Consider the following 25232-nt stretch of genomic DNA (forward strand, 5'->3'; position numbering starts at 1 on the left):
CGATTGAATAGTTGACCTCTGTTCCGGGTTATTAAGGGGATGGAGGGCCCTAATCGTCAAACATCAGACTGACCGCATTTTTGGTGAAAGTTCCGGAAGTGCGATCGGGTTTTACTCGCCCAAAAGCTACATACTTCTAAAAAGCCACTGGCGATCGATTTCCCTCACCCGCCACCAAATCCCACAACGCATCAATACCTGAGCCAAGATATTTTGCATCCTGATGGCGATCGATCCATTGCACGACAGCAGGCAAAAGGTCACTAGATTTCCGACCCAACTTACCCAACGCTTCTGCTGCCTCACGACGCACCAAGTCCTCCCCATCTTCCAGACCTAACAGCAGAGCATTGATGACAGTTTCTGAAGCATTTCCCAAGTTAGCCAAGGCTGATGCTGCCAGACCACCCACCGGGTCCTTCCCATCTTCCAGACGTAACAGCAGAGCATTGATGACAGCTTCTGAAGCATTTCCCAAGTAGCCCAAGGCTGATGCTGTAAAGGCACGCACCCAGTTATCCCCATCTTCGAGACGTAACACCAAGGCAGTGATCACGGCTTCTGAAGCATTTCCTAAGTTGGCAAAGGCTAATGCTGCCGAGGTACGCACTGAGTCATCCCCATCTTCCAGACGTAGCACCAGAGCATTGGTGACAGTTTCTGAAGCATTTCCCAACCTGCCCAAGGCTTCGGCTGCCTCACTACGCACCCAGTTATCCCCATCCTCCAGACGTAGCACCAGAGCATTGGTGACAGTTTTTGAAGCATTTCCCAAGTTGCCCAAGGCTTCGGCTGCCTCACGACGCACTGAGTTATCCCCATCTTCGAGACGTAACACCAAGGCACTGATCACGGCTTCTGAAGCATTTCCCAAGTCGCCCAAGGCTTGGGCTGCCGAGCTACGCACCGAGTTATTGCCATCTTCGAGACGTGGCAGCAGGTTACCGATAATGGCTTCTGAAGCATTTCCAAACCTGCCCAAGGCTCGTGCTGCCGACCTACGCACCCTGTTATCCCCATCTTCAAGACGTAACAACAGGGCACTAATGACGGTTTCAGAAGCATTTCTCAACCCGCCCAAGGCTTGTGCTGCCTCACGACGCACATCCTCATTCCCATCTTCGAGGCGTCGTAGCATGGCAGTGAGGACAGCTTCTTTTTCCCCTAATGCTGCTTGATATCTCCACAAGCGATTTGCATCAACGCCCCTTGCTTTCAAAAGTTGCAAAGTTTGCGCCTCAAACTCAGTCTCATTCATACTGCAAAGGATTTGAAAAACCTCAGAGCGAACCCTCTCACCAACCAGTGCCTCATCCCTTACTTCCAACTCAACCAACTTCTCCAAAATCTCCACAGTTAGACTGAAATCTGCCACCTTTAAATCTTTAATATTTTCAGCAAGGCAACTGCCAGCAAAAAATAAATCGCGGTGCAACCATTCCTCATGCTCGCTATTCGCTGCCAAAATTGCCCGCATCGCTTTCGCCGCTTTCTTCGGTTTTTGTTGAGCAATCAACAACAGTAACACTTCCCGCCAGTGGGGGTCATGCAAATGCTCTCGAATATGATTGAGGACAATCTGAAAATCATCGTCATCATCTGCCTGATAGCCGATTTCCTGAGCGCACAAATATTCTTGAAAAGTCTTGTGTACAAAAGCGTACAAATCTTGTCCTTGTTCGTTGAGCAATCCCGTCCGCTGTTGAATAAAATCAACAAATCGTTTAGCTTCCTCTTTTGCTTGGAACCGTTCAACCTGTTTTTTGGTTTTAATATTCAGAGTTAACTGATCTAACAATTCATCCTTAGCAATTAGCGTCCCGCCTTCACGCTTATCCGTACTACCCTGAGTGTGAATCCAATAGGCGAGAATTTCCATCTGCCGCCGTAAGTCGTCTGCATCTAAACATTTGAATCCCGACTGCTCAGTCAGGTTCTTGTTAGCATCCCAATTCTTTAACAGCGTCTCCACAGCTTTTTCATAAAGCTTGTGGCGTGACCTCGGCAGTACAGCTTGATAGCGGTGAATCAAAGCAATGATTGTCAGCAATAGCGGATTTCTCGCCAACAATTTAATTCGGTCATTTTCATCGAGAGCTTTTTTAATGCTATCTTTGCGGCGTTGAGCTTCCGCCGCATCTCGAACGCGGCTGTCGTACCAGTGATTAATAAACTCATCAACCTTAGCATCGTCAAACAGTTGTAACTGATAGTGTTCAAACTCCGAAGTATTAAAAAAATCGCTTTTGTAACCAGCAGGGCGAGAAGTAATAATTGCCAGATTTTGATGATACTGCCCCAAAAAACTATTAATTTGCTTCACCACCGCATAGCGCTTGGATTCTTCAACAACCTCATCCAATCCATCCAACAAAATCATCGCCCTACCCTCGGCCAGCCAATACTCAAAAAAGCCTTCTGGCAGCGGTTTCACGGACATAGTTTTCTCGGCAAACTGGCGGGCGTAGTCGAGGAAATTTATATCTGAAAGCATAGAAAAATCCCGGATATTAATCAAAATAGGCAAGCAATCTATCCCAGAATCCCAGCCGAGTTTTTCTGGATAATTCTGAGCCAACATCACCGCAAAAAAGCTCAGTAAAGTTGTTTTACCACAACCTGGAGCGCCCAGCAACACAAATTTATTTGATTGATTTTGATTCAATAATTGTGATGCTAAAAACTTTCTACCAGAGCGAGTTTCTCTCTGAATCTGTTGCAGGTTTTTGCGTTCTACCAATTCTTCTTGGATAAAGCGATAAATATCTACCTTTTCTTCTTCCAAAACATCGGGCATTACAAAAATGTGAGCCAATTTTTCAGATTTTTCGATTTCCTGACCTTCGACTGCAATGCCAGCAAACTTAACATCATCAAACCAGTTAGCCAGTTGCTTCAAATAGTCTTCTTTGGCAACTTTCAACCTTAAATAACCAGTTGTTTTATGGAAATAGGTTTCAGCAAAAACCTCCAACCAATCATGCAGTCTTTCGGGATCGAATCTGCCTTGAATTTTCTTATGTTCTGGGACTGTCGCATTAAAAGCTGCAACTAAAAACTCAACTTGAGGCTTTTCTTGGTCGTTGAAAGGTTTCAGGAGTTCTGGAAGTGCTGCACCCGTCAAGAAACTTTTAAGAAAATCTTCGACTACACCCTGTTCGCAAGGATAGAATAATTTATTTTTATCGGCCGCTTTTAGCGCACAAATACAAGCTTTTTCAAAATCGCTAGGATTCAATTTTTTCATAGCTTCTTTGAATCCTATTTCTGCCAGTTTAGCCATTGCTGGTGCTAGCTTTCCTAATAGTCCGATTTCAAATGTCATGGTAAATTTAATAAATATTTGTGTTTAATATAGTTTACACTGGTATTATTATCAATGTCAGTGATATTTAAAATTTTCTTGTGGGGTGGGCCCCAGAGCCCGCCCCGATCGCCTTTATTGAAAATCCTGTCACATCTCAGGCCAGATTAATCCTAGTTTGAAACAGGCCTGGGCACTTCGTAAGTCAAAAAGTCATAGGCCATTTTCGTATTCGGAAAAATTGCCTGCGCTTCCTTGAGCAAATCATCCAGGACGATCGCATTTCCGGGAGCATAACGCGGGCTAAAATGCGTCATAATTAGCTGTTTCGCCCCAGCAATCAAAGCAACTTGAGCCGCCATTGTCGAAGTTGAATGCAATCTATCAAAAGCCATTTGAGCATCTTGATGAGCAAAAGTAGCTTCATGCACCAACAAATCAGCGTCCTTCGCCAATTCCACGGCCCCGTCACAAAAAACCGTGTCAGTACAATAAACAAACTTGCGCCCAATTTGATCCGGGCCACAAAAATCAGTACCTTTAAACTGTCGCCCGTCCTCTAACTTTACGGTCTTTCCTTGTTTTAATTGACCGTAAACCGGTCCCGAAGGAATACCCACAGCCTTCGCTTTTTCTACATCAAAATGTCCCGGACGATCTTTCTCAGTTACGCGATAACCAAAAGCAGTAACTCGGTGCTTCAAAGGGCCGCAACTAACAATATATTCGTCATCTTCATAGATGACTCCCTCGTGAATTTTGTGTACCTTAACCGGGTAAGAAAAATGAGTTTGAGAATAGCGAACACCAGCTTGCAAATATTCTTCAAGTCCCGGAGGCCCGTAAAGATCGATGCGCTTGACATTCCCCGCCAAACCGCAGCTAGCCAGCAAACCCATTAAGCCGAAAATGTGGTCGCCGTGCAGGTGAGTGATGAAAATGCGGCTTAGTTGGCTGACTTTTAGGTCGCTGCGGAGAAACTGGTGCTGAGTTCCTTCGCCGCAGTCAAACAGCCAGAGTTCCGCTCGCTGGGGCAAGCGGAGGGCGATGCTGGAAACGTTGCGCGATCGCGTGGGTACGCCTGAGCTAGTTCCGAGAAATGTAATCTGCAAGAGTCAAATCACCTCAATTAAATCTTAAAAAATATGTTACATATATCCAGAGTGCGACAAATCCGACATATAGGAAATAGTCGCAGGCAGGAACCGGGATAAATCGCTGTTCCTGCGAACATCTCTTCGCTAAAATCATTTTTGACAAGCGTACAGAGCGATCCACCCAATTCTAACGTTTTGTTTCTTCCGTTCCCCTTCCTTTTTCCCTTGCCTTCCCTTGGCTTAAAAATTCTTAAACTCATACAGCACAGGAGGAAAATTTTCAAATGCAGTCAGGAGTATTTTTTGCTTCCGTTTTTTCGACATTAAAAAAACGCTACTTTTGGATTTCGCTGTTGTTTTGGCTGGCAATGGTAGCCCCAGCACAGGCCGCACTGATCTTGCGAGTTGCGGTACAAGACGGGGCAAGTCAGGTAAAAGTCGGCAGTTCTACTAAGGCTGCAATCCGCGACGGTAGCGGGCGCAATTTGGGCGAACTGTCGGCAAACAGTTCTCAGTCAGCTCAATTTCGATCGGGAACAGTGGCAATTGGTCGCTGGGCCGCCAACCAAGTTTGGATCGAGCCGACGGGGAACGGTTATGTCTGGATTGGCGATCGCTGGTATCGGGGACGCACGCTTCTAGTTCCCCAAAAAGGAGGCTTGACTGCCATCAACTACGTCAATATCGAACAATATCTCTACAGCGTTCTCGGCGCCGAGATGAGTGGCAATTGGCCTCAAGAGGCTTTGAAAGCCCAAGCAGTCGCCGCCCGTTCCTACGCTATCCACCAGCGCCTGAAAAGCGAAACCGACCTTTACGACGTGGACAGCACTCAGTATTCGCAGGTTTACAAAGGATTGCAAACAGAATCTTCTGGCACTTATTCCGCAGTCGATGCAACCGCCGGTCAAGTTCTGGCCTACAACGGTCAAATTATTTTAGCCGCTTTCCACTCTGCGTCTGGGGGACATACTGAAAATGTCGAAGATGTTTGGACGGAACCCCTGCCTTACCTGCGTGCTGTTCCTGACTTCGACCAAGGAGCACCGGTTTATCAATGGAAAGAAAATTTTTCTCGCGCTCAAATCAGCAGTAAGATTTCTGGCGTGGGCAATGTGATCTCGATGAAGCCAGAACGCACTACCGCTCACGGCAGCGTTTTGAGGATGAAAGTAGTTGGAGATGGCGGTTCTAGGGTCATGACTGGCGCAGATTTACGCCGGGTTTTAAATTTGAGGAGTACCCGCTTTACCGTGATTCCTCAGTACGGTGGCGGCCGGAACCCAAGGAACAGCGGCCAAGCTCCTACCGGTTTTCAAGTTGCTGGCAAAGGTTTCGGCCATGCTGTAGGAATGAGTCAGTGGGGGGCATACAATTTGGCCAGACAAGGATACGGCTACCAGCAGATTTTGTTGCACTATTACCGAGGTGCTACTTTGGCTAGAATTGCAGTCCAGTAACTGCTGGGAATTGGGAATTAGGAATTGGGAATTGGGAATTGGGCCGGAAAGCATTGGGAATTGGGAATTGGGAATTGGGAATTGGGCCGAAAAGCATCATCGCCGAAAAGCATTGGTTATTAGAGCCAACAACAAATAACCAATAACTGCCAACTGCCAACTGCCAACTGCCAACTGCCAACTGCCAACTAACTACATTAAGGATTACTATGCAAAAGTGGGAGTATTTATTTGTGGATGCGAATATGTATCCTTTTGGAAACAAGCTGATTAGTTTATATGTAAACGGTGAAGAACAGCGAGATTGGAAACAAGGCTCGCTGCATCTATTTGTCAATCATTTGGGGGAGGAAGGATGGGAACTTGTGGCTCTGGATCACGACTCAAAGTATGACCAAAATTGTTTGATTTTTAAACGCCCTAAGCTTATTTAATAAAACTGGGAGTATAAAAATTATGACCTCAATAAAAATTGATATTTTCCACAATTATTAACAACGAGCTAAAAGCCCGTTCCCCAACAAAGATATTTTATTGTGGAACAGGCATCCTGCCTATTCTTGAAAACGGTGCAAGATTTTAGTGCAACCTAACTTAACAACAAACAACTGTTTTTTTTCATTAGTATTACAAGTTGTCAGAGCGATCGATCCGGCGCTGCCATTCGGCATCTATTTTAGCTGACTGTTCTAGTTCTTGTTGGGTTAATTCTGTTTCTGTGGTATAAGCTAAGTCTTCTCCAGTCAGAACGTTTTCTGCTGCAAATTCCCGGGCGTAAGCCAGTTTTTTGAGCAAGTTGGCATCGGGTTCGTTTAATAACATTGCTCGCTGCTGACGCTCTTGATTGCGGGCTTCTATCCGGCTATTTTTCCACTGAATCCAGAAGTAGCGAATTAAAGGAAGTGCGAGAAATCCGACGCCGTAAATCAGGATCATGGGATAAACAGCGCTGACGAAACCGATAAATCCACCGACGATTAAATTATTAGTTAATAGATTCCCCAAAACTAACGCACCGACAAGATTGACGGCTCCTAACCCTGCTGCGAGCATGATTTGTCCTGAACTGGCGTTGCTGAAACGCCACAGCATTTCTCGCAAATAAGCGGCTACTGGTTCAGAATTTCTCTCGGTGGCTGTGGTTTGTAATTGCGGGAAGTGGTAGACTATTTGCCCTTCGGGACTGACTTCAGGGCGGCCGTCAAAACGGGCGAGAGCCGGTAACATATATTCTTCGTATTCTTGGGCGTATCCTTGTCCGAGATTGTCTAGATATGGAGCAATTTGTTCGGCGGCGACGGCGCCTCGGTTGTTGCGAATTGCGGCGGCAATATCGCTCCATTTGCGCTCTTCTAGATTGTTATTGGGGTTGCCGTCTCCAAATAGAAAGGAGAAAACTGCTTCTAGAAAACTCATCTCGGGTTTTTGGCCAGTTAAGCGCGATCGCTGCTGGTAGTATGGTTGGTCATGGTTCCAGTAAAATATCCAGATTAAGTCGTTCCAGAAGTAGGGAAAAAAGGAAAAGCCGCCGCCTCTGCTGCCCCCGCTACCACCGTCTCCTCCTCCGCCGCTGCTGTTATTGCTATCGCCGCTGGAGAGTAAAATCGTGATAGCAACAAAAATTAAGAGGATAGAAGCTACCAGCACTATGCCGAAAGATATCCGAATCAGATAAAATAAAATGCGCCAGATTTTTTGCCACCATTCCTGCAACTGCAATCGCAAGAATTTGTTTCGCAAAATATCTCGAAAGTTCTTGGGAAATAGGTAGGCAATGTCGCCGGATTCTGCTACTTGCAGGTTGCCACCTGCTTCGGAGGCTAGGGTTAACAGTTCTCGCTGGGCAAAATTGACATCTAATCCAGCTTTTGCCGCCACGTCTCCAACCGTAACGCGGTAGCCAAGTTGTTCGACGGCTTGCATAATGGTGGGATTCGGAGCCATAGGTTTCTCTCTGTGAAAATTACCCGGTTATTTTTATTATATATTGCGGGAATTCGAGCTGGTTTTGGCGATCGGCTTTCTGATTTTTTTTGAGGCTGCCCTTGACAATCAAGCATCCAGGATACAAGCCCCCGGATTCATCCGTCCAGAAATAAAAAACCTGTATCCGAGAAACTTGCCCCCCGAATTGATCCGTGGGGTCAATGCTAAAATCTAAAATCTAAAATCTAAAATCGATTGACTTTGGGGCAAAATATTGCTAGTGTTTTGCCGAATAACTTTTAAGTATGGGCTGAACTCGGATAGCTTAATAAAACTTTGTGATTGAATTTCTGCTCTTCAGGCTATTTGCTTGTTTGCTCTGAGAGTCAACGAGGGGGGATTATGGCTACATTTAGTAGGGTACGGTGCGCGATCGCCCGTTGGCGGAGCCCTCGAACCGGATCGCCTCTGCACCCTCCTGCAGAAGTTTTCCCTTCGGCGCGGGTTTTTGTAAGTTTTGTGTAGAGTGCCAGAGATATGTTAAAGAAATCTAGTTTTTTTGCCAGTCTTGCAAGACTTATATAAAATAGATAGAGCTTGCGCGGGTGTTAAACCCAAGGGCGTGTTTTAAGGTTCGCAGGTGCGATCGACTAAAATTTTTAGCGCCCTCAACACAACGGCCCACTACAACAGTGGCGCAATTATTAATAGGAAAACTTTACAGGCTAAATTTTCTGATTAGCCACTAACCAAAGAATCGCATATGCCAAGAACTCAACGCAACGATAACTTTATTGACAAAAGTTTCACAGTAATGGCTGATATCATCCTAAAGATTATGCCAGCCAAAAAGCAGGCGAAGGAAGCTTTTGCTTATTACCGGGATGGTATGTCAGCTCAAGCAGATGGCGAATACGCTGAAGCGCTGGACAATTATCATGAAGCGCTGAAGCTGGAGGAAGATCCTTACGATCGCAGTTATGTCTTGTACAATATGGGGCTGATCCATACTAGCAACGGCGAACACGATAAAGCTTTGGAATATTACAGCGAGGCTTTGGATCTCAATCCGAGAATGCCACAAGCACTGAATAATATTGCTGTAATTTACCACTATCAAGGGGAAAAGGAAAAGGAAGCTGGCAATATTGAAGCTGCGGAAGGGCTGTTTGATAAAGCTGCGGATTATTGGAAGGAGGCTATTCGCTTGGCCCCAAACAATTACATTGAAGTACAAAATTGGCTGAAGACGACAGGCCGATCGCAAATTGATGTGTATTTTTAACTAGGATGGGCATGGGGCATAGTTAGTAGTTAATAGTTGGTAGTTAGTCGTTTCTCTAATAACAAATAACCAATAACAAATAACAAATAACCAATTCCCCATTCCCCATTCCCTATTCCCATTCCCAATTACAGATTTTTATGATTGACAGAGAAGAAGTTCGGAAAGTAGCGAATTTAGCGAGATTGGAATTAACGCCGGAAGAAGAAGAGCAGTTTACTGGTCAACTTAACGGTATTTTGGATTATTTCGAGCAGTTGAGTGAACTAGATACGAGTAAGGTGCAGCCGACAACGCGGGCGATCGATGTTAGTAATGTAATGCGATCGGACGATTTGAAACCTTTTGCTAAGGGAGAAAGTATTTTGGAGGGAGCTCCCGATCGCGATGGGGAGTTTTTTAAAGTGCCTAAGATTATGTAGGGTTCCCGCTACGCACCTAACTGAAGAAAATCACTTGTGGGGTTGGCATGGGAGCCAGCCCCACCAGCAGATTAAACTAAGTGTGGAACAAGTAATAAGTAAGCCTGGTAAAAGCCACCCCACAAACCGATTCAACTGATAGAAACCAAAAACAATCTCACTCATAGGGATAAATCTGTAAAGTTCATTCTTGGGGTGACAAATAGTCATGTACGTATTAATTGGTGGAGCAGGAATGATGGGACTGGGTTTAGCCCAGCAGCTATTAAAAGTCGGTCATACGGTTGCCATCATCGATGCCGACCCGCTGGCCTGTCGCTTTGCTCGTGAAAAAATCGGAGTAATGGCATTTGAAGGCAGTGCGGTGAGCACAACGGTTCTTCTGGAAGCGGGAATTAAACAAGCAAACGCAGTCGTTGCAGCACTCAGGGATGATGCACTCAATTTAGCGCTGATCACCCTATCCAGAAGCTATGGCATTTCCCATATTGTGGTGCGAATGCGCGATCGCGAATTCATGGAAGCCTATCGACTTGCCGGAGCAAGTCACATCATCAGCACTATTGATTTGGCAGTTGCATCAATGGCGAATGCGATTGAATATCCCCAAATCGAGTCGATGATGCACTTTGAACACGGGCAAGTCGAGGTACTAAAGCTGCCAGTTCCAGGCGATTGCAAGGTGGCAGGTAGCACCGTTGCTCAAATTGCTCAAGACCCTCGTTTTCCAACAGGTTCGCTGATTATTGGTTATCAATGCCATGCCTGCGCCAATCTGGAGATTCCGAACGGCAATACAGTTCTTGAAGCAGGCTCTACCATCTTGGTCGTCACCCGTCCAGAGCTAGTTCACCAGATGATTGATTACCTCGGCATTCGCGCTAGTCATCTGCCAACTTTAGAAGTTTCTCATCCAAATCTTTGATGTAAGGATGAACCAGATCCTCTGGGACAATTCGCTTGCGGAGGGCATCGCTAACTGCTCCTTTTTCTGCTAGCAGCAATCGCCGTCGAATCGTATCTAGCCCGCTGCGATCGCCCTGTACTTGCCCGGCCCGATGTTTATTGTAGAGATCGCGCAGCACTCGCTCAGAGTGTGCTACTCGTGCTTGATACGATGCCCATAACTCCTCGTAAACTGCCTTCGGCAACACGCCAGATTTCAGCAAACTATCTAGCTCATCTTGAGCCGCTTTGGAAGCAATCAACTGAATCTGTAACTGCCCAGCTTCCTGCATTACATCAGAAACACGGCTGATTTGTAACCGTTTTACCAGCCAGGGTAAACTTAATCCTTGTCCGACCAAGGAGAATAAAACTGCACCGAACACCAGGGCAATGATGTTATCTCGTCCTGTCAATCCCAGAGGAATACTAAGCGCCAGTGCCATCGAGAGTGAGCCTTTGATGTTTCCCAGAAACAGAACGTGCTGCCAGCGCAGGGGAATCGGACGATCGAACCACCGCAGCCCTGCTAACAACAGATAAACCGAGAGAATCCGTCCCAGTTGATACGCCACAATAACGAACAGGATAGATGGCAAAATTCTCCACAGCGTCAGAGGGTTAATCTCAATGCCGATCAGCAGAAAAATAAATGTATTGACCCCAAAACCAGCGTACTCCCAGAAGCTGAGTAGCGTAATTCGATCGGAGGCTGACGTACTGCGAGAAAGCCCCAGATTGCCAAAAATGAGTCCGGCGATCACCACAGCCACCGCACCGGATACCCCCAAAAATTGCCCGATTTGGAATGTTCCTAACGCCAGCGCCACGGTCAGCAAGAGACTACTCAACGGGTCATTTAATCGAACAAATATCGGCAGACTCAAGTAACCTAAGATGACACCCACGAGTCCCCCACCCAAGGCAACCACGAGCAGTTCCTTGAGTCCTCCCACGACGGTAAGAGAACCTGTAGCATAAACGACTAGAATCAAATTGAATGAAACCAGGGCAGCCGCATCATTGAACAGAGTTTCTCCCTCAACAATGGTGGACAATCGAGAAGGCACACGGATCTCTTTAAAAACCGCGATCATCGAGACTGTATCAGTGTTTGCCAAAATGACTCCGATCAGTAACGCCGGAATCCAGTCTAGCCCTAGCCCAAATTTAACCAGAACAGCGATAATTGCTGAGGAAAATATCGAGCCTGGACCCGCCAGCAGGGCGATCGGCTTAAAGGTGCTGCGGAGACGGCTGATATCAGTATTGATAGCTGCTTCAAAAATCAGAATTGGTAGAAAAAGATTTAATACTAAAGAGGGGTCTAAACCAATTCGACGCGACAATACCTCCGTAATGGGCAAGCCTGCTAACACTAAGCCCGTCACATAGGGAATTCGCAACCGTTGGGTTACGAGTGCCACAACAGTTGCTATCAGCAGCAGAATGATCAAGATGATGACTAATTCAGAAATAACTCCTGCAGTTTGGCTATTTGTAGCAGGATCGCTGCCCAACAGAGGTGCTTGCGCTACAATCGACTCGATCACCGATATTCCTGTCATAAATTCGTTTTCCTCACAGAAATTGACAGATTAACTACGGTTTTAGCTGGCAGGAGACGGTTCACTTTGCAGCAGGCGGAACCGCAAGGTAATTGTCTTTCTTATATTACCTTGAATTTATGTAGCATCATAGACACGCCACGTCAGAATCTCCCAACGTTTAAGGACAGGTTCAGCAATCAAAACCTCATTTTCTCTTGCCTCTATGACGATCAAATAATCTCCCTGGTTAAATCTGTCGTTGTAAATTCTTGCTTGTTCTTCGGGCATCAACCATCCTTGAAGTGCGCCATATAGCCCACCAGCAGTTGCAGCAATCCCACTTCCAACGAAAGTGGCGAAAAGGCTTTCCACCGCTAATACCTGACCAATACCGGGAATTAGCAGGCTGCTGAGTCCAACAATTAAGGCTAGTGAACCTAGTCCTATGCTGCCGTATATCGCGCCTACTTGTGCGCCTGCTGCTCTTGTGATTAAAATTTTCTGCACACCCAGAGAGTCCAAATCATTATTGTCAGAAGGTTGAGCAATCACTGAAATTTTGTGCATGGGGAAGCCCCTGCTTTTTAGCTCAACTAGCGCCTGCTTTGCGTTTCGATGATTAGTAAATAGACCGCTAGCACGTTTGAGATTTTGGGAATTCATGATAAATATTCAATATTCAACGCTACAAAATTGGTAAATATAGCCTTTCTCAGTAACATGAGGTGTACGCTTGATAAGCGGGCATAGGGCATAGGGCATAGGGCATAGGGCATACCTCACCAAGATTGAGAACTGCTGTAGTGTGTAAAGCCGCTTTGAATGACCTCATCACAAAAACTACTTAGTTTAGAGGTGCAAAACGCTTTAGCAAAGCTGACAAAGCAATCATTGGCAGTCCGAATCCGATACAAATTAAGCCTTGGATTGGGTTCAAAGCTTCAGTGTTGAATAACTGATTCATAATGCCCCATTGGCTAAACAGGAATTGGAGAATGAAAATAGCCCCAATGCCGATCGCTACCGCATAGCCAACTGATTCATCTTTACCGCGCAGTTTGGCTACGATCGCCGGAACGAAGCGACTGATGCTTAATAGGTAAAAAGCTTCGGCCGCCACCAATGCTTGAATTGCCATCGTCCGGGCTAGAGCTTCATTACCTGTGGTTTGGACGATCCATTCAAACATCCCAAAGATCACAATCCAGTTAAATACCGAAACTGTCAGAATCCGAGCAGTCAGCCTGCGAGACAGAAGCGGTTCATTGGCAGGTCGAGGCGGCTGTTGCATGACATCGGGAGAGGGCGGCTCAAATGCTAACGGTAAGCTCAACGCAACTGAACTGACCATATTCAGCCAGAGAATTTGTACTGGCAAAATGGGTAGTGGGGTGGCCAGAAGTACGGCAATCAAGATGGTCATGGACTCTCCACCATTCACGGGTAGGATGAAGGCGATCGCCCGCAGCAGATTCTTATAAACCGTGCGCCCTTCCTCAACTGCTTTCTCGATCGAAGCAAAGTTGTCGTTTGTCAACAGCATATCCGCTGCTTCTTTTGTAACTTCGGTGCCTGTAATACCCATCGCTATCCCAATGTCAGCTTGCTTCAGGGCGGGAGCATCGTTAACTCCATCTCCAGTCATCGCCACAATCTCACCCTTAGATTGAAGTGCTTCGACAATGCGGAGCTTTTGCTCTGGTGCGACACGAGCAAACACGCAGCTTTGTTCAACAGCATTGGCGAATTGCTGCTGATTCATTTGAGCGAGTTCTTGACCGGTAAAAACGGGAGCATCTTGGGTTTGATTTAGTCCCATTTGGTGAGCGATCGCTGCTGCTGTTTTGGCATGATCGCCCGTAATCATCTTGACCTGAATTCCCGCAGATCGACAGGCTTGAATCGCTTGAATGGCTTCGGGGCGAGGCGGGTCGATCATGCCTTGCAACCCCAGAAAAGTTAACCCTTGCTCAATATCAGAATGGTCAATTGAAGATTGAGAAGCGGGTACAACTTTCTTGGCAAGTGCCAGAACTCGTAACCCTTTTTTCGCCATTCTGTCCACAGTTTCCTCGATCGGCGCGGCGTTGAGGGATCTCGCCTCTCCCTCTTCATCGAGCATCTGGCGACACCGCTTGAGAATTGCCTCAATTGAACCCTTGACATAAATCAATCGTTCTGGACGATCGTCATGTAAGGTTGCCATGTATTGAAACTGAGATTCAAACGGCAGTGTATCGAGCCGGGATAGCGATTCCTCCAGTTTCTCAGTAATTAACCCCGCTTTTTGGGCTACCGCAACCAGCGCCCCTTCCGTTGGACTACCGACTACAGTCCAGTTTCCATCTTGCACTTCTAGATGCGAATCGTTGCACAAAAGTCCTGCTTGCAGGCATTCATATAAGGCAGGTGCGTTAGTTAAATCAACGGAATTTCCATTTACAGAAATTTCCCCGTCTGGTGCATATCCTCCACCGCTAACCCGATATCGCTTTCCACCGGCATCAATCTCCTGAACAGTCATTTGATTCTCCGTCAAGGTTCCGGTTTTGTCGGAACAAATCACGGTGGTGCTGCCGAGTGTCTCAATTGCCGGAAGTTTGCGAATAATGGCGTGCTGCTTTGCCATCCGGGAAACCCCGATCGCCAGTGTCACCGTTAAAATCGCGGGTAAGCCTTCAGGAATTGCGCTGACGGCAAGCGCCACAGATGCCTTGAACACCTCAACCCAAGAAAATCTCTGAGCAATGCCTGCAGCAAAGGTGAAGGCAGCCAAACCTAAAATGACATAGAGCAAGGTTTTGCTAAATTTGTCAATTTTGCGACTCAGTGGGGTTTCCAGTGTGGTACTTTGCTGCATGAGTTGGGAGATGTGTCCGGTCTCGGTCATGTCACCAGTGCTGACGACGAGTCCGCGTCCCTGTCCAAACGTTACCAGGCTTCCGGTATACGCCATGTTCGTGCGATCGGCCAGTGCAGCGTCTGCCTCTAGCGCCTGGGATTGCTTCTGAACCGGGACAGATTCTCCCGTTAAGGCTGACTCATCCACCTGTAAGTCACGGACTTCGATCAGTCGCAGATCCGCAGACACTTTATCCCCAGAAGACAGCAAGACGAGATCGCCAGGAACCAGTTCACTGGATGAAACCACTTGCTTTTGACCGTGGCGGAGAATGGTTGCCTCAGTTGCAACAGATTTTGCTAAAGCGGCGATCGCATTCTCTGCCTTTGACTCTTGAACGAAACCAATGGTGGCATTCGTCAGAGCGACCCCAAAAATTACCCCTGAATCAATCCACTCTTTCAGAAATGCTGTTACTATCCCAGCGGCTAACAAAATGTAGATTAGCGGCTGATTCAGTTGCTGAAAAAATCGAAACCAGGCATTTTTTTGCTTCTGAGCCGTTAGTTGATTGGGGCCGAGGATCTCGCGCCGCTCCGCTGACACCTGGGAAGATAGACCTATTTCCAGGTCTGTCTCTAAAATCTGAGCTACTTTCTCGACAGAGATGTGATGCCAAGAGTGTTCTACTAATTTTTCTACATTGGTTGCAGTCATAACGTTTCTTGTCAAGCCAAGTGCTTCTCTATTGTTTCGTCTTGTTTCTAGCGTCATTGATGAATGTGAGGGAAAAGTGATAGACTGATTTCTGTTACTCACATTTGGATCACATTTGCTCCATATACTTAGGCAGAGAACCGATTGAGATAACTTATAGATTTGCAAACCTTAGTTGACTGTTGACTGTTGACTGTAGAAGGAGGGGTCAAAAAAATGAAAATTGCGCGAATTATTTGTTGGCAGCTTGATTCGACTTTCCGCCCGACTTGCGAAGCGCGGATTTTATATCATTCCGGCGCAGCCCGAATTGATATAAAAAGCATTTATTTTGATGGATGAACTATGGTACATTTACTTGTTGAGTTCAAATGCTCAAAGACTTCATGCTGAGTTTTATCGGCAAAATTGCGTTTCACAACAAACAAAACAAACAAAAAATATGCAATTATTAAAGCTATTTGTGCAAGGAATCTGCGTCAGCACTGTTGCAATTTTAGGTTTAGGTGCTTGCACCTCCCCCAATACTTCGCAGACAACTGTTCCATCTACTTCTGCTCCCACAACTGCCACTGGAAATACGACTGTTCCAACCACTCCAGCGCCTGCAACCACGACCGCACAGACGCCTCAGAATCAAGACATTGACGATATTGCCGATCGCGTAGAAGAGGCTTTAGACTCCGATAGTAGCCTCAAGCAATTCGATTTGGACGCAGACGATCGGGATAATTCGATTGTGTTAACAGGGCGCGTTCAAACGGCCGAACAAAAATCATTGGCAGAACAAATTGCTCGGCAAACTGCAGCGAATGTTTCCATAAATAACGAAATCGTTACTCAGTAGTTCTTAATCCTCAAGCGGCAAGAGTATTGGACGCTTCTTGCCGCTTGAGGAATTGCTCGATCCCAGCCAGGAAACCTATGGATTTGGCAACCTTATTTGACTGGATGCGATCGCAAAAATAAATAGGACGGGCAAGATGCCCATCCCACAAAAAATATAACTCTTGTGGGATGGGCATCTTGCCCGTCCCATCATCAATTGATGAAAAGGATTTTTGCAAGAGGTCTACTGGATGCGATCGCAATATTGAAACAATAAACTTATTCAACGATTTCGTAACGGACTAACTGGCGAACATTTTGACGTGATAACTGGAGTTCTTGCGCGATCGCTGCCTCTATCTGGGTTGCGTCAGTCATTGGCAATTCTAATTCCAATCGCTTCAAAATGGGTTCTGCTGTTTCTACCGCAACCTGGGTTGTTCCTTGTTTTCGGTTAATCACCGCGTTGATCAGCAATATATTGACAGACACCGTTGCTTTAAGCTGGGTATCTGCCTGAAGTTTATTCTTTACTATCTGGGGTTGTTGTAATTCTTGAGCCATTAGGAAACTGGAACCAACCCAAAACGCGATCGCCACAAACGGCAATGGCAACCAAAACTCTGCGCCTGATGCTTTTAGCCAACGTCTAATCATCAGCTATTCTTTCCCATCCGTTTTGAGGCTCATACTATCTTTTTGCACTTTAATACAACTTGCTCTATCCTAAAATCTAGCTTAAAGAAGATGCGCGAATCGCCTCAAACTCTAATGCTGAAAACTGCAAGCTGCGAAGGAAGCGAGCCGAGATATGAGAGTTTTGCTGGTGGAAGATGACCCAAAGCAACTGATGCCACTTCAAACAGTTCTGTCTCAAGCAGGACATAGCGTGGATGGGGTAAAAGATGGAGAGACGGCACAGTGGCTGTTATCAGAAAAAGAATATGATTTGTTGATTTTGGACTGGATGTTGCCACATATCAGTGGGGTAAATCTCTGTCGTCAATATCGATCGGCAGGGAAAACAGCGCCGATTTTGATGATCACGGCAAGAGATACCACGCCTGAAAAAGTGACCGGGTTAGACGCAGGTGCAGATGATTACCTGGTGAAACCGATCGATTTGGTTGAATTCATGGCACGAGTCCGGGCATTAAGACGGCGATCGCCCCTTTGGCAAGGAGATACGCTCAGCCTTGAGGATCTACACCTCCACCTCGATACTCTGACTGTTGAGCGACAAGGTGCAACCGTTTCCCTCTCCAGTCGGGAGTTTCAGTTGTTGGAGTATTTTATGCGCCATCCCCGACAGGTTTTGACTCGCAGTCAAATTGAACAAGGTGTGTGGGAATGGGGGACTGAACCAGAGAGCAATGCAATTACGGTTCTAGTTCGCAAACTCCGCCAACGCTTGCAGGCTGTAGGATCGGCAGACTGGATTGAGAGCATTTACGGTATGGGTTATCGCCTCACTTCCCCTGAAAAGTCACGATCGTAAAGGCAAGCTGTGTTTAATCAAAGTCGTCGCAATCTGGCTCGTTGGTTCACCCTCTCAATGGGAAGCATTCTTGTGCTGTTTGCAGGGGTGATCTATCAGATTGAGGTGAAAGATAAACTAGAGGCGCTCGATCGACTGCTATATGACAAAACTAGAGTCATGGCTGCCAGCGTGCATTATGAAGTTCGCCAAAACCAGAACCAGGTCGATCTGAGTCATGTTTCCTTGTTAGGCAGTGGTTCGCATCCCCTTGCTGAAGATCTGATTTACGTGCGCTGGTATAACGCACAAGGGCGGTTAGTTCGTTTTTTTGGGAATTCTCCTCCCCAGCAGTTAAATACGCCTTTTGGTTATCTCACAGTTCGATCAACCGATCCACTTTTGGGAAAAGGAATCTGGCTGCGTCAGGTGACATTACCCGTTGAAGGTAGAACTGGGGTACTCGGTTATCTTCAGGTGGCAACTCCCCTGACAGAAACTCAAAACAGGCTCACTGAGCTTCAGATTGTGCTAACTCTCGCTGTGCCGCTGACACTGGGCTTAATTGCCCTCACAGGTTGGTTTCTCAGCGGGCTGGCCATGCAACCGATTCGGCAAGCCTATCAGCAGCTTCAGCGCTTTACAGCCGATGCCTCTCACGAGTTGCGATCGCCCCTGTCTGCCATTCTCACTAATGCCCAGCTTGGGTTGCTGATCGCGGGTGATGATTCGCGTTACCATCCTCCCTTAGAAAACATTGTAGATAGCGCAAAATCAATGGGAGCGCTGGTGAATAATTTACTACTGTTGGCTCGTCATCAAGGGCGACTTGCGCCGGAATCGCTCAGGTTAATCAATCTAAACGAGCTGCTGAGCAATTTAGCAACCCAGTTTCTCGCACTTGCAGAAGCCCAAAATATCAAACTCACCTGCGAATTCCCGGAACAACGGATTGAATTATTGGCTGACCCTGATTTGCTACGGCAAGTGGTCGAAAACTTGCTTTACAACGCCTGTAAATATACTCCCGTTGGCGGAACTGTAAAGATACGCCTAGTTCTTCATTCCAATTTGGCGGTCATTCAGATCATCGATACGGGAATCGGTATTCCAGAAGCGGACTTACCCTATATTTTTGATCGCTTCTATCGAGTAGACACCGATCGCTCGCAGGAGAGTGGAGGCTTTGGGCTGGGGTTAGCGATCGTCCAACAAATTGTCAAGGCACACAGCGGACAAATACAGGTGACGAGTGCAGTGGGCAAAGGCTCAACGTTCCAGGTTGAACTGCCCCTCAAACCTTATCACTAAGCCGCCTCAAACGAGAGAGAAGGTGTACTCTGCTTTAGACGTAACTGCAATGTATGTGGTGTATTTGGATGAATGCCGATGAAGCTGAAACATGATTTTTGGGTTGGTTGGGCGCTAGGGGCGATCGTCCTAAGTTCTTGTTCAGACCAAACTACCTCACCAAGACAACAACCTGATATAAAACGTGAAACCTCACTGAGAGCAGTCTCGTTAGATCAAACAAAAGTTGTGATGGGACAAACCGTATATGTCCCTATTTACTCACATATTTATCACTACAATAGCCAGGATCAGGTCATGAATTTGTCAGCAACCCTCAGTATCCGCAATACGGATCTGACAAATTCGATTATTATTACTTCGGTGCGTTACTACGATAGCGATGGGAAATTGATTAGGCAGGACATTAAGAGTCCAGTAGAACTCAAGCCGCTTGCTTCCACAGACTTTTTCATTGCAGCAGATGATACAAGTGGAGGCTCAGGTGCAAACTTTATTGTGGAGTGGGTTGCAGAAAAAACGGTTTATGATCCTGTCATTGAAGCCGTCATGATTAGTACCTCTTCTTCTCAGGGTATTTCATTTATCAGTCCCGCTAAAGTTCTCAAGCAACACAAGATGCAGAAGTGATTTTAGAGGATTAAATTATTGCTTTACAAGGTAGTTTTAGACTACCATAAGGGGAGCATCTCATATTTGTAAAACACTTCTTCTGGCTTCTTCCTTCTTGCTTCTGACTTTTTTCCTACTCGCTCCTGATTCCTAACTCCAATTTCTAGCTTAGCTGCAAAAGTGAGATGCTCCCATTTTTTATTTTTAACTTTGTACATCACTATAATTATTGCGGAATAAAACGATATTACTGTGCATGACTACACAACTTTTTTCTGTTAAGATTAGAGAGTTTGAAGGTGAATACTAAAAATATAAATGAGGACTTAGGGGATGCAAAAGCGACTATTAGGGACATCACAAATTCAGATTACCCCGATAATTATGGGGACTTGGCAAGCTGGGAAGCGGATGTGGGTGGGAATTGAGGATGCTGAAACTGTCAAAGCAATGCGCGCGGCTTTTGAGGCAGGTATTACCACCTTTGATACGGCTGAGGTTTATGGAGAAGGGCATTCGGAACAAATTATCGGTCAAGCACTTTCAGATGTGCGATCGCAAGTAGTTTATGCTAGCAAAGTTTTCGCCAACCACCTGAAACCCGAGTTGGTAATCGAAGCCTGCGATCGATCGCTAAAAAACCTCAACACCGATTATATCGACCTTGGCGTTGCTGATTCACGGTATGAATCAACTTTTCGCTTGATGTTACAAAACTCACCATACTTGGCTTATAGCAATTAGGAAATCTTCCATTCATACCTGTATTCAGCAACGCCTCGACCTTTACCAAATCCACTGGCCCGCCGGCAGTTGGGATTCCGAGTTAGTGCCAATTGCAGAAACAATGGACGCCCTGAACAAGTTAAAAGAACAGGGAAAAATTCGGGCGATCGGCGTTTCCAACTTCTCCCGCGCCCAAATAGAAGAAGCCGCCCAATACGGACGCATCGACAGCCTGCAACCGCCTTATTCTCTGTTTTGGCGCTGGGTAGAAAAAGATGCGATGTCCTATTGTGTGGACAATCATATCTCCATCATTGCCTATTCATCTCTAGCTCAAGGAATATTGACAGGTAAATTCGGGCCAGAACACAAGTTTGAAGAAGGCGACCACCGCGCCAAAAATAAGCTGTTCATCAAAGAAAATTACAACCGAGTGCAAACAGCATTAAATCAACTCAGGCCAATTGCTGATCGACATCAAACAAGCTTGGGCAACTTAGCTTTAGCCTGGTTGATTTCCCAGCCACAAACAAATGCAATTGTCGGCGCGCGCGACGGGGAACAAGCAGCCGAAAATGCTAAAGCTGCTGAGGTAAAACTGAGTGAAGAGGAATTAAAAGAAATTGACGCGATCGGGCGCACCGTCACCGATAATTTAGACGATAACCCCGTTATGTGGAACTTTTAAAACAGAACTGACGCAACTGGCATATATAGTAAGGTATCCCGGAACTCACGCCCAGATCACCATTCTCGCTTAACGGGCTAGAAGCCCGTTCCACAAAGAGTGAATTTCTTGTGGAATGGGCTTCTAGCCCGTTCTTAAAAAGCTAATGAGGTATAATATCTACTGCGCTGTGGAAATATTCAAAAAGTTAAAATCAAAAATCAAAAATCCGCAATCTAAAATCGAATGAGTTATTGCCTAAATCCCAACTGTTCCCAGCCACAAAACCCACCCGCCGCCAAAATTTGCAGGAATTGCCGTTCAAAACTGCTGCTGCGCGATCGCTACCGGGCTATAAAGGCGATCGGACAAGGTGGTTTTGGCAGAACCTTTCTCGCCGTTGACGAAGACAAACCCTCAAAACCCCGCTGCGTCATCAAGCAATTTTTACCCACAGACAGCCAACTCATCCCCTCAGCAAGCAATCGCAACAGCAAAAAAGCAGCCGAACTTTTTGAACAAGAAGCAATGCGATTAGACGAATTGGGCAAACACCCTCAAATTCCCGAACTGTTAGCCTATTCCATCCAAGACAGCCGACAATATGTAGTCCAAGAATTTATCGACGGGCAAAATTTAGCACAAATTGTAGAAACAGAAGGCACATTTACAGAAAATCAAATTCAAGACTTACTCAATAGCTTATTACCCGTCCTTCACTTCATCCATTCCCACAACGTTATTCACCGAGACATCAAACCCGGAAACATCATCCGCCGCGCCGACAAACAATTAGTTTTAGTGGACTTTGGCGCCGCAAAAATTGCTACAGGTACAGCATTACTCAAAACAGGAACCAGCATCGGCAGCCCGGAATACATCGCCCCCGAACAAGCTAGAGGCAAAGCATTTTTTACCAGCGATTTGTACAGTTTAGGCGTAACTTGTTTGTATTTGCTAACTCAAGTTTCCCCTTTTGACCTTTTCGATCCTGGTGAAGATGCCTGGATATGGCGGCAGTATTTGGCCCACAACGCGGTGAGCGAACAACTAGGGAAAATTTTAGACAAAATGATTGCAAATGCTACTAACCGCCGCTATCAAACGGCTGTTGAAGTATTAAAAGAAATTAATCCCCAAGTTGCGATCGACCTAGCAATTCCCCAAACAATTTCCAAGTTAGTTAAACCAGAAAAAACTCCCAGTCAGCCCCAGCAGCAAACTTATAACTGGCAATGTATTCACACCCTCACAGGTCACAAAAACTTAATTTACTCTGTCGCTTTCAGCCCCAACGGAGAAGTTGTAGCCAGTGGCAGCGATGACAAAACAATCAAACTGTGGCGAGTTGAAGATGGGCAAGAAATAGTGACTCTTACAGGTCATACTAACTCTGTTTATACAGTAGCTTTCAGCCCCGACGGACTGATGCTAGCCAGCAGCAGCCACGACAAAACTGTAAAACTTTGGCGGATGAAAGATGGGCAAGAAATCCGCACTATGACCGGCCACAGCAACTCAGTTTACGGTGCAGCATTCAGTCCCGATGGAACTCTGATTGCTAGTAGCAGTTGGGACAAAACAATCAAGATTTGGCGAGTCAAAGACGGGCAGGAAGTTCGCACGCTTGCGGGTCACACCAATTTAGTTTATTTTGTTGCTTTTAGCCCTGATGGAGAAACTCTTGCTAGCTGCAGTTGGGACAGAACCGTCAAAATTTGGCGAGTCAAAGATGGGAAGCTAATTCGCACACTTACAGGTCATACAGACTCCGTTCGCTGCATAGCTTTCAGTCCAAATGGAGAGTTTTTGGCTAGCGGCAGCCACGACAATACTATTAAGATTTGGTGGGTCAAAGATTGGCAAGAAGTTTTAACTATCACAGGACATTCTTGGTATGTTGATTCTATTGCTTTTAGTCCCGATGGCGAGATTCTGGCTAGCAGCAGCAATCAAACTATTAAGATTTGGCGAGTGAAAGACGGTCAAGAAATTTGTAATATTGCGGGTCATAGTAACTCTGTTTATTCGGTTAGTTTTTGCCCGGAAGGAGAGTTTTTAGCTAGCGGCAGCAGTGATAAAAGTATTAAGATTTGGCAGAATATGATGTTTGTTTAATTGGCTATAATTAAAGTTGTAAATCATGATAAAGATTGTAACCAAAAGATTTCTGCTGCGTGACTTTGTAGATGCCGATCGATCGCCATTCTTGGACTATCAAGCCGATCCGCGCAACCAGACATTTTACGAACCCGATCGGTCTAGTCCCGACCATGCCACACGTCTATTCGAGATGTTTCAAGCATGGGCTGGCGATCGCCCTCGACTCAATTACCAACTGGCGATCGTACAACGACAGGAACCTTACGCGCTTGTCGGTTGCTGTGGACTGCGGGGAAGATTGTCTGAAAGTGGCGAGATGGAATTTGGTCTTGAACTAGCACCAGCCTATTGGGGGCGATATGCCTACGCGATCGAGGTGGGGCGTGCGCTGCTCGACTTTGGGTTCACGGAACTCGATCTGAAGGCGATCTCCGGGTCTACCGTGAGTGCAAATACCCGGATCGCTCGGTTGGCCCAGTGGATAGGAGCAGAGGTGGTTGCTACCCGCCCAGGGTCATCCTGGATGTCCGATCGCGGTTGGAGCGAGGTCGATTGGCGGATTGCACGGGCGCAATGGGAGCATCGTACTCTGCGGCACGGCCGATAATATATTTTTGTTTTGTGAACGGTTTATGAATGAGACAGCAGCCAATCAAATCCGTCAGCAGGTGGAAGCTGTGTACCGATCCGAGTCGCGTCGCGTTTTAGCCACCCTGATCCGCTTGCTCGGTGACTTCGATCGCGCCCAAGAGGCGATGCACGAAGCCTTCGCTGCGGCTGTAGCGCAATGGCCCCGCGACGGCATTCCCGCTAACCCGCGATCGTGGCTTGTATCTACGGGTCGCTTTAAAGCGATCGACACCATCCGCCGTCGCGCCCGCTTTGATACGCACTTGGCAGAACTCGCTCAACAACTCGAGCCGAGTGACACCACAATCAAGGATGACGAGGACGTTGAGGACGATCACCTGCGCTTGATTTTCACTTGCTGTCATCCGGCCCTGTCGCCAGAAGCTCAGGTGGCGTTGACGCTGCGGGAAGTCTGCGGACTCAGTACCGAGGAAATTGCCAGCGCCTTCCTGATTGCTCCCCCTACCTTGGCGCAGCGGATCGTGCGGGCCAAGGCGAAGATCCGCGACGCACGAATTCCTTATCAAGTGCCGTCGAAAACCGATTTGCCCGATCGATTGGACACCGTGCTTCAAACGATCTACCTGGTGTTTAACGAAGGGTACGCGGCCTCATCTGGCAGAGCGCTGACGCGGGCAGATCTCGCTGACGAAGCGATCCGTTTGGGACGGCTGGTAATGGAATTATTGCCCGACTCCGAGGTGATTGGACTCCTGGCGCTGATGCTGCTGCAAGAATCGCGGCGCACCGCACGCACTTCCTCCACAGGCGACCTCATCCTTCTAGAAGACCAAGATCGATCGCTCTGGAATCAGGCACAAATTTCTGAAGGCAGGTTACTGATCCAGCAATCGCTATCATCAGGACGGTTTGGTTCGTACACGCTTCAGGCTGCGATCTCAGCGGTGCATTCAGAGGCCCAGAGTGCTGCTGCAACGGACTGGGCGCAGATTGTGGGCTTATACGACCTGCTTGTGCAATTAGAGCCGTCGCCCGTTGTTGCCTTAAATCGGGCGGTGGCAGTGGCAATGCGTGATGGCCCCTTAGCGGGACTGCAATCGATCGACCAAATATTAGCGCGTGGCGATTTGGCAGACTACCATCTGGCACACTCCGCGCGAGCCGATTTGTGTCGGCGGCTGGGCAGAACGGCTGATGCCAGAGAATCCTACCAAAAGGCGCTGGCGATCGTGAAACAGGAACCAGAGCGTCGTTTTCTCGAAAAACGCCTTCGCGAGTTAGGCTGAAAAAATTTTTTGCTTTGCTGTCGATTTGCAGCCTCGCCGAACGACTACTAAATGAAGGCGACTATCTCAGATCGAATTTTGGA

At 46.8% G+C, this 25232-nt stretch carries 23 protein-coding genes; 14 read left to right on the plus strand and 9 right to left on the minus strand.

Annotated elements, in window-relative coordinates:
• Positions 1-136 precede the first annotated feature (136 nt).
• Positions 137-3325 carry a HEAT repeat domain-containing protein gene (locus QUA43_RS24635; RefSeq protein WP_333377225.1) on the minus strand — a complete coding sequence of 1063 codons (3189 nt, stop codon included), beginning with the start codon at positions 3323-3325 and terminating at the stop codon, positions 137-139.
• A 152-nt stretch (positions 3326-3477) separates the two neighbouring features.
• Positions 3478-4416, minus strand: a complete 939-nt coding sequence (locus QUA43_RS24640; RefSeq protein ID WP_333377227.1) for a ribonuclease Z — start codon at positions 4414-4416, stop codon at positions 3478-3480.
• Positions 4417-4685: 269 nt separating this feature from the next.
• Here QUA43_RS24640 and QUA43_RS24645 point away from each other — a divergent pair, with 269 nt between their 5' ends.
• Both QUA43_RS24645 and QUA43_RS24650 read left to right on the plus strand, forming a co-directional pair.
• Complete coding sequence (locus QUA43_RS24645; RefSeq protein WP_333377229.1) at positions 4686-5861, plus strand: SpoIID/LytB domain-containing protein; 1176 nt, start codon at positions 4686-4688, stop codon at positions 5859-5861.
• Positions 5862-6070: 209 nt separating this feature from the next.
• Complete coding sequence (locus QUA43_RS24650) at positions 6071-6295, plus strand: hypothetical protein (protein ID WP_015174403.1); 225 nt, start codon at positions 6071-6073, stop codon at positions 6293-6295.
• 193 nt (positions 6296-6488) lie between these two features.
• On the opposite strand, the gene QUA43_RS24655 is transcribed toward QUA43_RS24650, so the two are convergent.
• On the minus strand, positions 6489-7805 hold the full coding sequence (locus QUA43_RS24655) for a hypothetical protein (RefSeq protein ID WP_333377231.1): 1317 nt from the start codon (positions 7803-7805) through the stop codon (positions 6489-6491).
• Positions 7806-8550: 745 nt separating this feature from the next.
• On the opposite strand from QUA43_RS24655, the gene QUA43_RS24660 reads away from it, so the two are divergent.
• The 3 genes from QUA43_RS24660 (at position 8551) to QUA43_RS24670 (ending at position 10419) form a co-directional block, all read left to right on the plus strand.
• A complete protein-coding gene (locus QUA43_RS24660; RefSeq protein WP_333293606.1) occupies positions 8551-9072 on the plus strand; it encodes a photosystem I assembly protein Ycf3 in 522 nt (173 codons plus the stop codon).
• 140 nt (positions 9073-9212) lie between these two features.
• Complete coding sequence (gene gatC, locus QUA43_RS24665) at positions 9213-9494, plus strand: Asp-tRNA(Asn)/Glu-tRNA(Gln) amidotransferase subunit GatC (protein WP_333293607.1); 282 nt, start codon at positions 9213-9215, stop codon at positions 9492-9494.
• Between the two features lie 208 nt (positions 9495-9702).
• Positions 9703-10419 (plus strand): TrkA family potassium uptake protein, encoded by a 717-nt coding sequence (locus tag QUA43_RS24670; protein ID WP_333273152.1) that lies wholly within the window; start codon positions 9703-9705, stop codon positions 10417-10419.
• Here QUA43_RS24670 and QUA43_RS24675 read toward each other — a convergent pair.
• From QUA43_RS24675 to QUA43_RS24685, 3 genes are all read right to left on the minus strand, one after another.
• Positions 10376-12007: a sodium:proton antiporter gene (locus QUA43_RS24675; RefSeq protein WP_333377233.1), complete on the minus strand. Its 1632-nt coding sequence runs from the start codon at positions 12005-12007 to the stop codon at positions 10376-10378. The two genes, QUA43_RS24670 and QUA43_RS24675, sit on opposite strands and share 44 nt — an antisense overlap.
• A 117-nt stretch (positions 12008-12124) precedes the next feature.
• Positions 12125-12652 (minus strand): hypothetical protein, encoded by a 528-nt coding sequence (locus tag QUA43_RS24680; RefSeq protein WP_333377235.1) that lies wholly within the window; start codon positions 12650-12652, stop codon positions 12125-12127.
• Between the two features lie 181 nt (positions 12653-12833).
• Positions 12834-15548, minus strand: coding sequence for a cation-transporting P-type ATPase (locus tag QUA43_RS24685; RefSeq protein WP_333377237.1), 2715 nt, complete (start codon positions 15546-15548; stop codon positions 12834-12836).
• A gap of 442 nt (positions 15549-15990) precedes the next feature.
• Here QUA43_RS24685 and QUA43_RS24690 point away from each other — a divergent pair, with 442 nt between their 5' ends.
• Positions 15991-16395, plus strand: a complete 405-nt coding sequence (locus QUA43_RS24690; RefSeq protein WP_333377239.1) for a BON domain-containing protein — start codon at positions 15991-15993, stop codon at positions 16393-16395.
• Positions 16396-16405: 10 nt separating this feature from the next.
• Here QUA43_RS24690 and QUA43_RS24695 read toward each other — a convergent pair whose 3' ends face one another.
• Positions 16406-16663: a hypothetical protein gene (locus QUA43_RS24695; RefSeq protein ID WP_333377241.1), complete on the minus strand. Its 258-nt coding sequence runs from the start codon at positions 16661-16663 to the stop codon at positions 16406-16408.
• Positions 16656-17033 (minus strand): hypothetical protein, encoded by a 378-nt coding sequence (locus QUA43_RS24700; RefSeq protein ID WP_333293612.1) that lies wholly within the window; start codon positions 17031-17033, stop codon positions 16656-16658. Before QUA43_RS24700 ends, QUA43_RS24695 begins: the two co-directional genes overlap by 8 nt.
• A 154-nt stretch (positions 17034-17187) precedes the next feature.
• Between QUA43_RS24700 and rppA the strand changes: the two genes are divergently transcribed.
• The 3 genes from rppA (at position 17188) to QUA43_RS24715 (ending at position 19794) form a co-directional block, all read left to right on the plus strand.
• Positions 17188-17874, plus strand: a complete 687-nt coding sequence (rppA, locus tag QUA43_RS24705) for a two-component system response regulator RppA (RefSeq protein WP_333293613.1) — start codon at positions 17188-17190, stop codon at positions 17872-17874.
• A gap of 9 nt (positions 17875-17883) precedes the next feature.
• Complete coding sequence (locus QUA43_RS24710; protein ID WP_333377242.1) at positions 17884-19164, plus strand: HAMP domain-containing sensor histidine kinase; 1281 nt, start codon at positions 17884-17886, stop codon at positions 19162-19164.
• Positions 19165-19242: 78 nt separating this feature from the next.
• Complete coding sequence (locus QUA43_RS24715; protein WP_333377244.1) at positions 19243-19794, plus strand: DUF3124 domain-containing protein; 552 nt, start codon at positions 19243-19245, stop codon at positions 19792-19794.
• Positions 19795-19835: 41 nt separating this feature from the next.
• Here the strand turns inward: QUA43_RS24715 and QUA43_RS24720 are convergent, their stop codons facing one another.
• Positions 19836-19994 (minus strand): hypothetical protein, encoded by a 159-nt coding sequence (locus QUA43_RS24720; RefSeq protein WP_333377246.1) that lies wholly within the window; start codon positions 19992-19994, stop codon positions 19836-19838.
• A gap of 115 nt (positions 19995-20109) precedes the next feature.
• On the opposite strand from QUA43_RS24720, the gene QUA43_RS24725 reads away from it, so the two are divergent.
• The 5 genes from QUA43_RS24725 to QUA43_RS24745 all read left to right on the plus strand — a co-directional run bounded on the left by QUA43_RS24725 (position 20110) and on the right by QUA43_RS24745 (position 25149).
• Positions 20110-20520, plus strand: coding sequence for an aldo/keto reductase (locus QUA43_RS24725; RefSeq protein ID WP_333377248.1), 411 nt, complete (start codon positions 20110-20112; stop codon positions 20518-20520).
• A gap of 49 nt (positions 20521-20569) precedes the next feature.
• Positions 20570-21190, plus strand: a complete 621-nt coding sequence (locus tag QUA43_RS24730; RefSeq protein WP_445302001.1) for an aldo/keto reductase — start codon at positions 20570-20572, stop codon at positions 21188-21190.
• A gap of 225 nt (positions 21191-21415) precedes the next feature.
• Positions 21416-23287 (plus strand): serine/threonine-protein kinase, encoded by a 1872-nt coding sequence (locus QUA43_RS24735; protein ID WP_333377250.1) that lies wholly within the window; start codon positions 21416-21418, stop codon positions 23285-23287.
• 25 nt (positions 23288-23312) lie between these two features.
• On the plus strand, positions 23313-23879 hold the full coding sequence (locus QUA43_RS24740; protein WP_333377251.1) for a GNAT family N-acetyltransferase: 567 nt from the start codon (positions 23313-23315) through the stop codon (positions 23877-23879).
• Between the two features lie 25 nt (positions 23880-23904).
• Entirely contained in the window at positions 23905-25149 is a 1245-nt protein-coding gene (locus QUA43_RS24745; protein ID WP_333377253.1) for an RNA polymerase sigma factor, read from the plus strand.
• Positions 25150-25232: the final 83 nt, after the last annotated feature.

Origin of the sequence: Microcoleus sp. N9_B4, from assembly GCF_036701635.1 — a bacterium.
Classification (GTDB): Bacteria; Cyanobacteriota; Cyanobacteriia; order Cyanobacteriales; family Microcoleaceae; genus Microcoleus.

Coding starts and splice junctions, on each gene's coding strand:
- QUA43_RS24645 (WP_333377229.1), top strand. CDS start 4,686: ATGCAGTCAGGAGTATTTTTTGCTTCCGTTTTTTCGACATTAAAAAAA.
- QUA43_RS24655 (WP_333377231.1), bottom strand. CDS start 7,805: ATGGCTCCGAATCCCACCATTATGCAAGCCGTCGAACAACTTGGCTAC.
- QUA43_RS24685 (WP_333377237.1), bottom strand. CDS start 15,548: ATGACTGCAACCAATGTAGAAAAATTAGTAGAACACTCTTGGCATCAC.
- QUA43_RS24740 (WP_333377251.1), top strand. CDS start 23,313: ATGATAAAGATTGTAACCAAAAGATTTCTGCTGCGTGACTTTGTAGAT.
- QUA43_RS24725 (WP_333377248.1), top strand. CDS start 20,110: ATGCAAAAGCGACTATTAGGGACATCACAAATTCAGATTACCCCGATA.
- QUA43_RS24700 (WP_333293612.1), bottom strand. CDS start 17,033: ATGATTAGACGTTGGCTAAAAGCATCAGGCGCAGAGTTTTGGTTGCCA.
- QUA43_RS24690 (WP_333377239.1), top strand. CDS start 15,991: ATGCAATTATTAAAGCTATTTGTGCAAGGAATCTGCGTCAGCACTGTT.
- QUA43_RS24635 (WP_333377225.1), bottom strand. CDS start 3,325: ATGACATTTGAAATCGGACTATTAGGAAAGCTAGCACCAGCAATGGCT.
- QUA43_RS24745 (WP_333377253.1), top strand. CDS start 23,905: ATGAATGAGACAGCAGCCAATCAAATCCGTCAGCAGGTGGAAGCTGTG.
- QUA43_RS24650 (WP_015174403.1), top strand. CDS start 6,071: ATGCAAAAGTGGGAGTATTTATTTGTGGATGCGAATATGTATCCTTTT.
- QUA43_RS24715 (WP_333377244.1), top strand. CDS start 19,243: ATGAAGCTGAAACATGATTTTTGGGTTGGTTGGGCGCTAGGGGCGATC.
- QUA43_RS24670 (WP_333273152.1), top strand. CDS start 9,703: ATGTACGTATTAATTGGTGGAGCAGGAATGATGGGACTGGGTTTAGCC.
- QUA43_RS24680 (WP_333377235.1), bottom strand. CDS start 12,652: ATGAATTCCCAAAATCTCAAACGTGCTAGCGGTCTATTTACTAATCAT.
- QUA43_RS24720 (WP_333377246.1), bottom strand. CDS start 19,994: ATGTACAAAGTTAAAAATAAAAAATGGGAGCATCTCACTTTTGCAGCT.
- QUA43_RS24675 (WP_333377233.1), bottom strand. CDS start 12,007: ATGACAGGAATATCGGTGATCGAGTCGATTGTAGCGCAAGCACCTCTG.
- rppA (WP_333293613.1), top strand. CDS start 17,188: ATGAGAGTTTTGCTGGTGGAAGATGACCCAAAGCAACTGATGCCACTT.
- QUA43_RS24660 (WP_333293606.1), top strand. CDS start 8,551: ATGCCAAGAACTCAACGCAACGATAACTTTATTGACAAAAGTTTCACA.
- QUA43_RS24735 (WP_333377250.1), top strand. CDS start 21,416: ATGAGTTATTGCCTAAATCCCAACTGTTCCCAGCCACAAAACCCACCC.
- gatC (WP_333293607.1), top strand. CDS start 9,213: ATGATTGACAGAGAAGAAGTTCGGAAAGTAGCGAATTTAGCGAGATTG.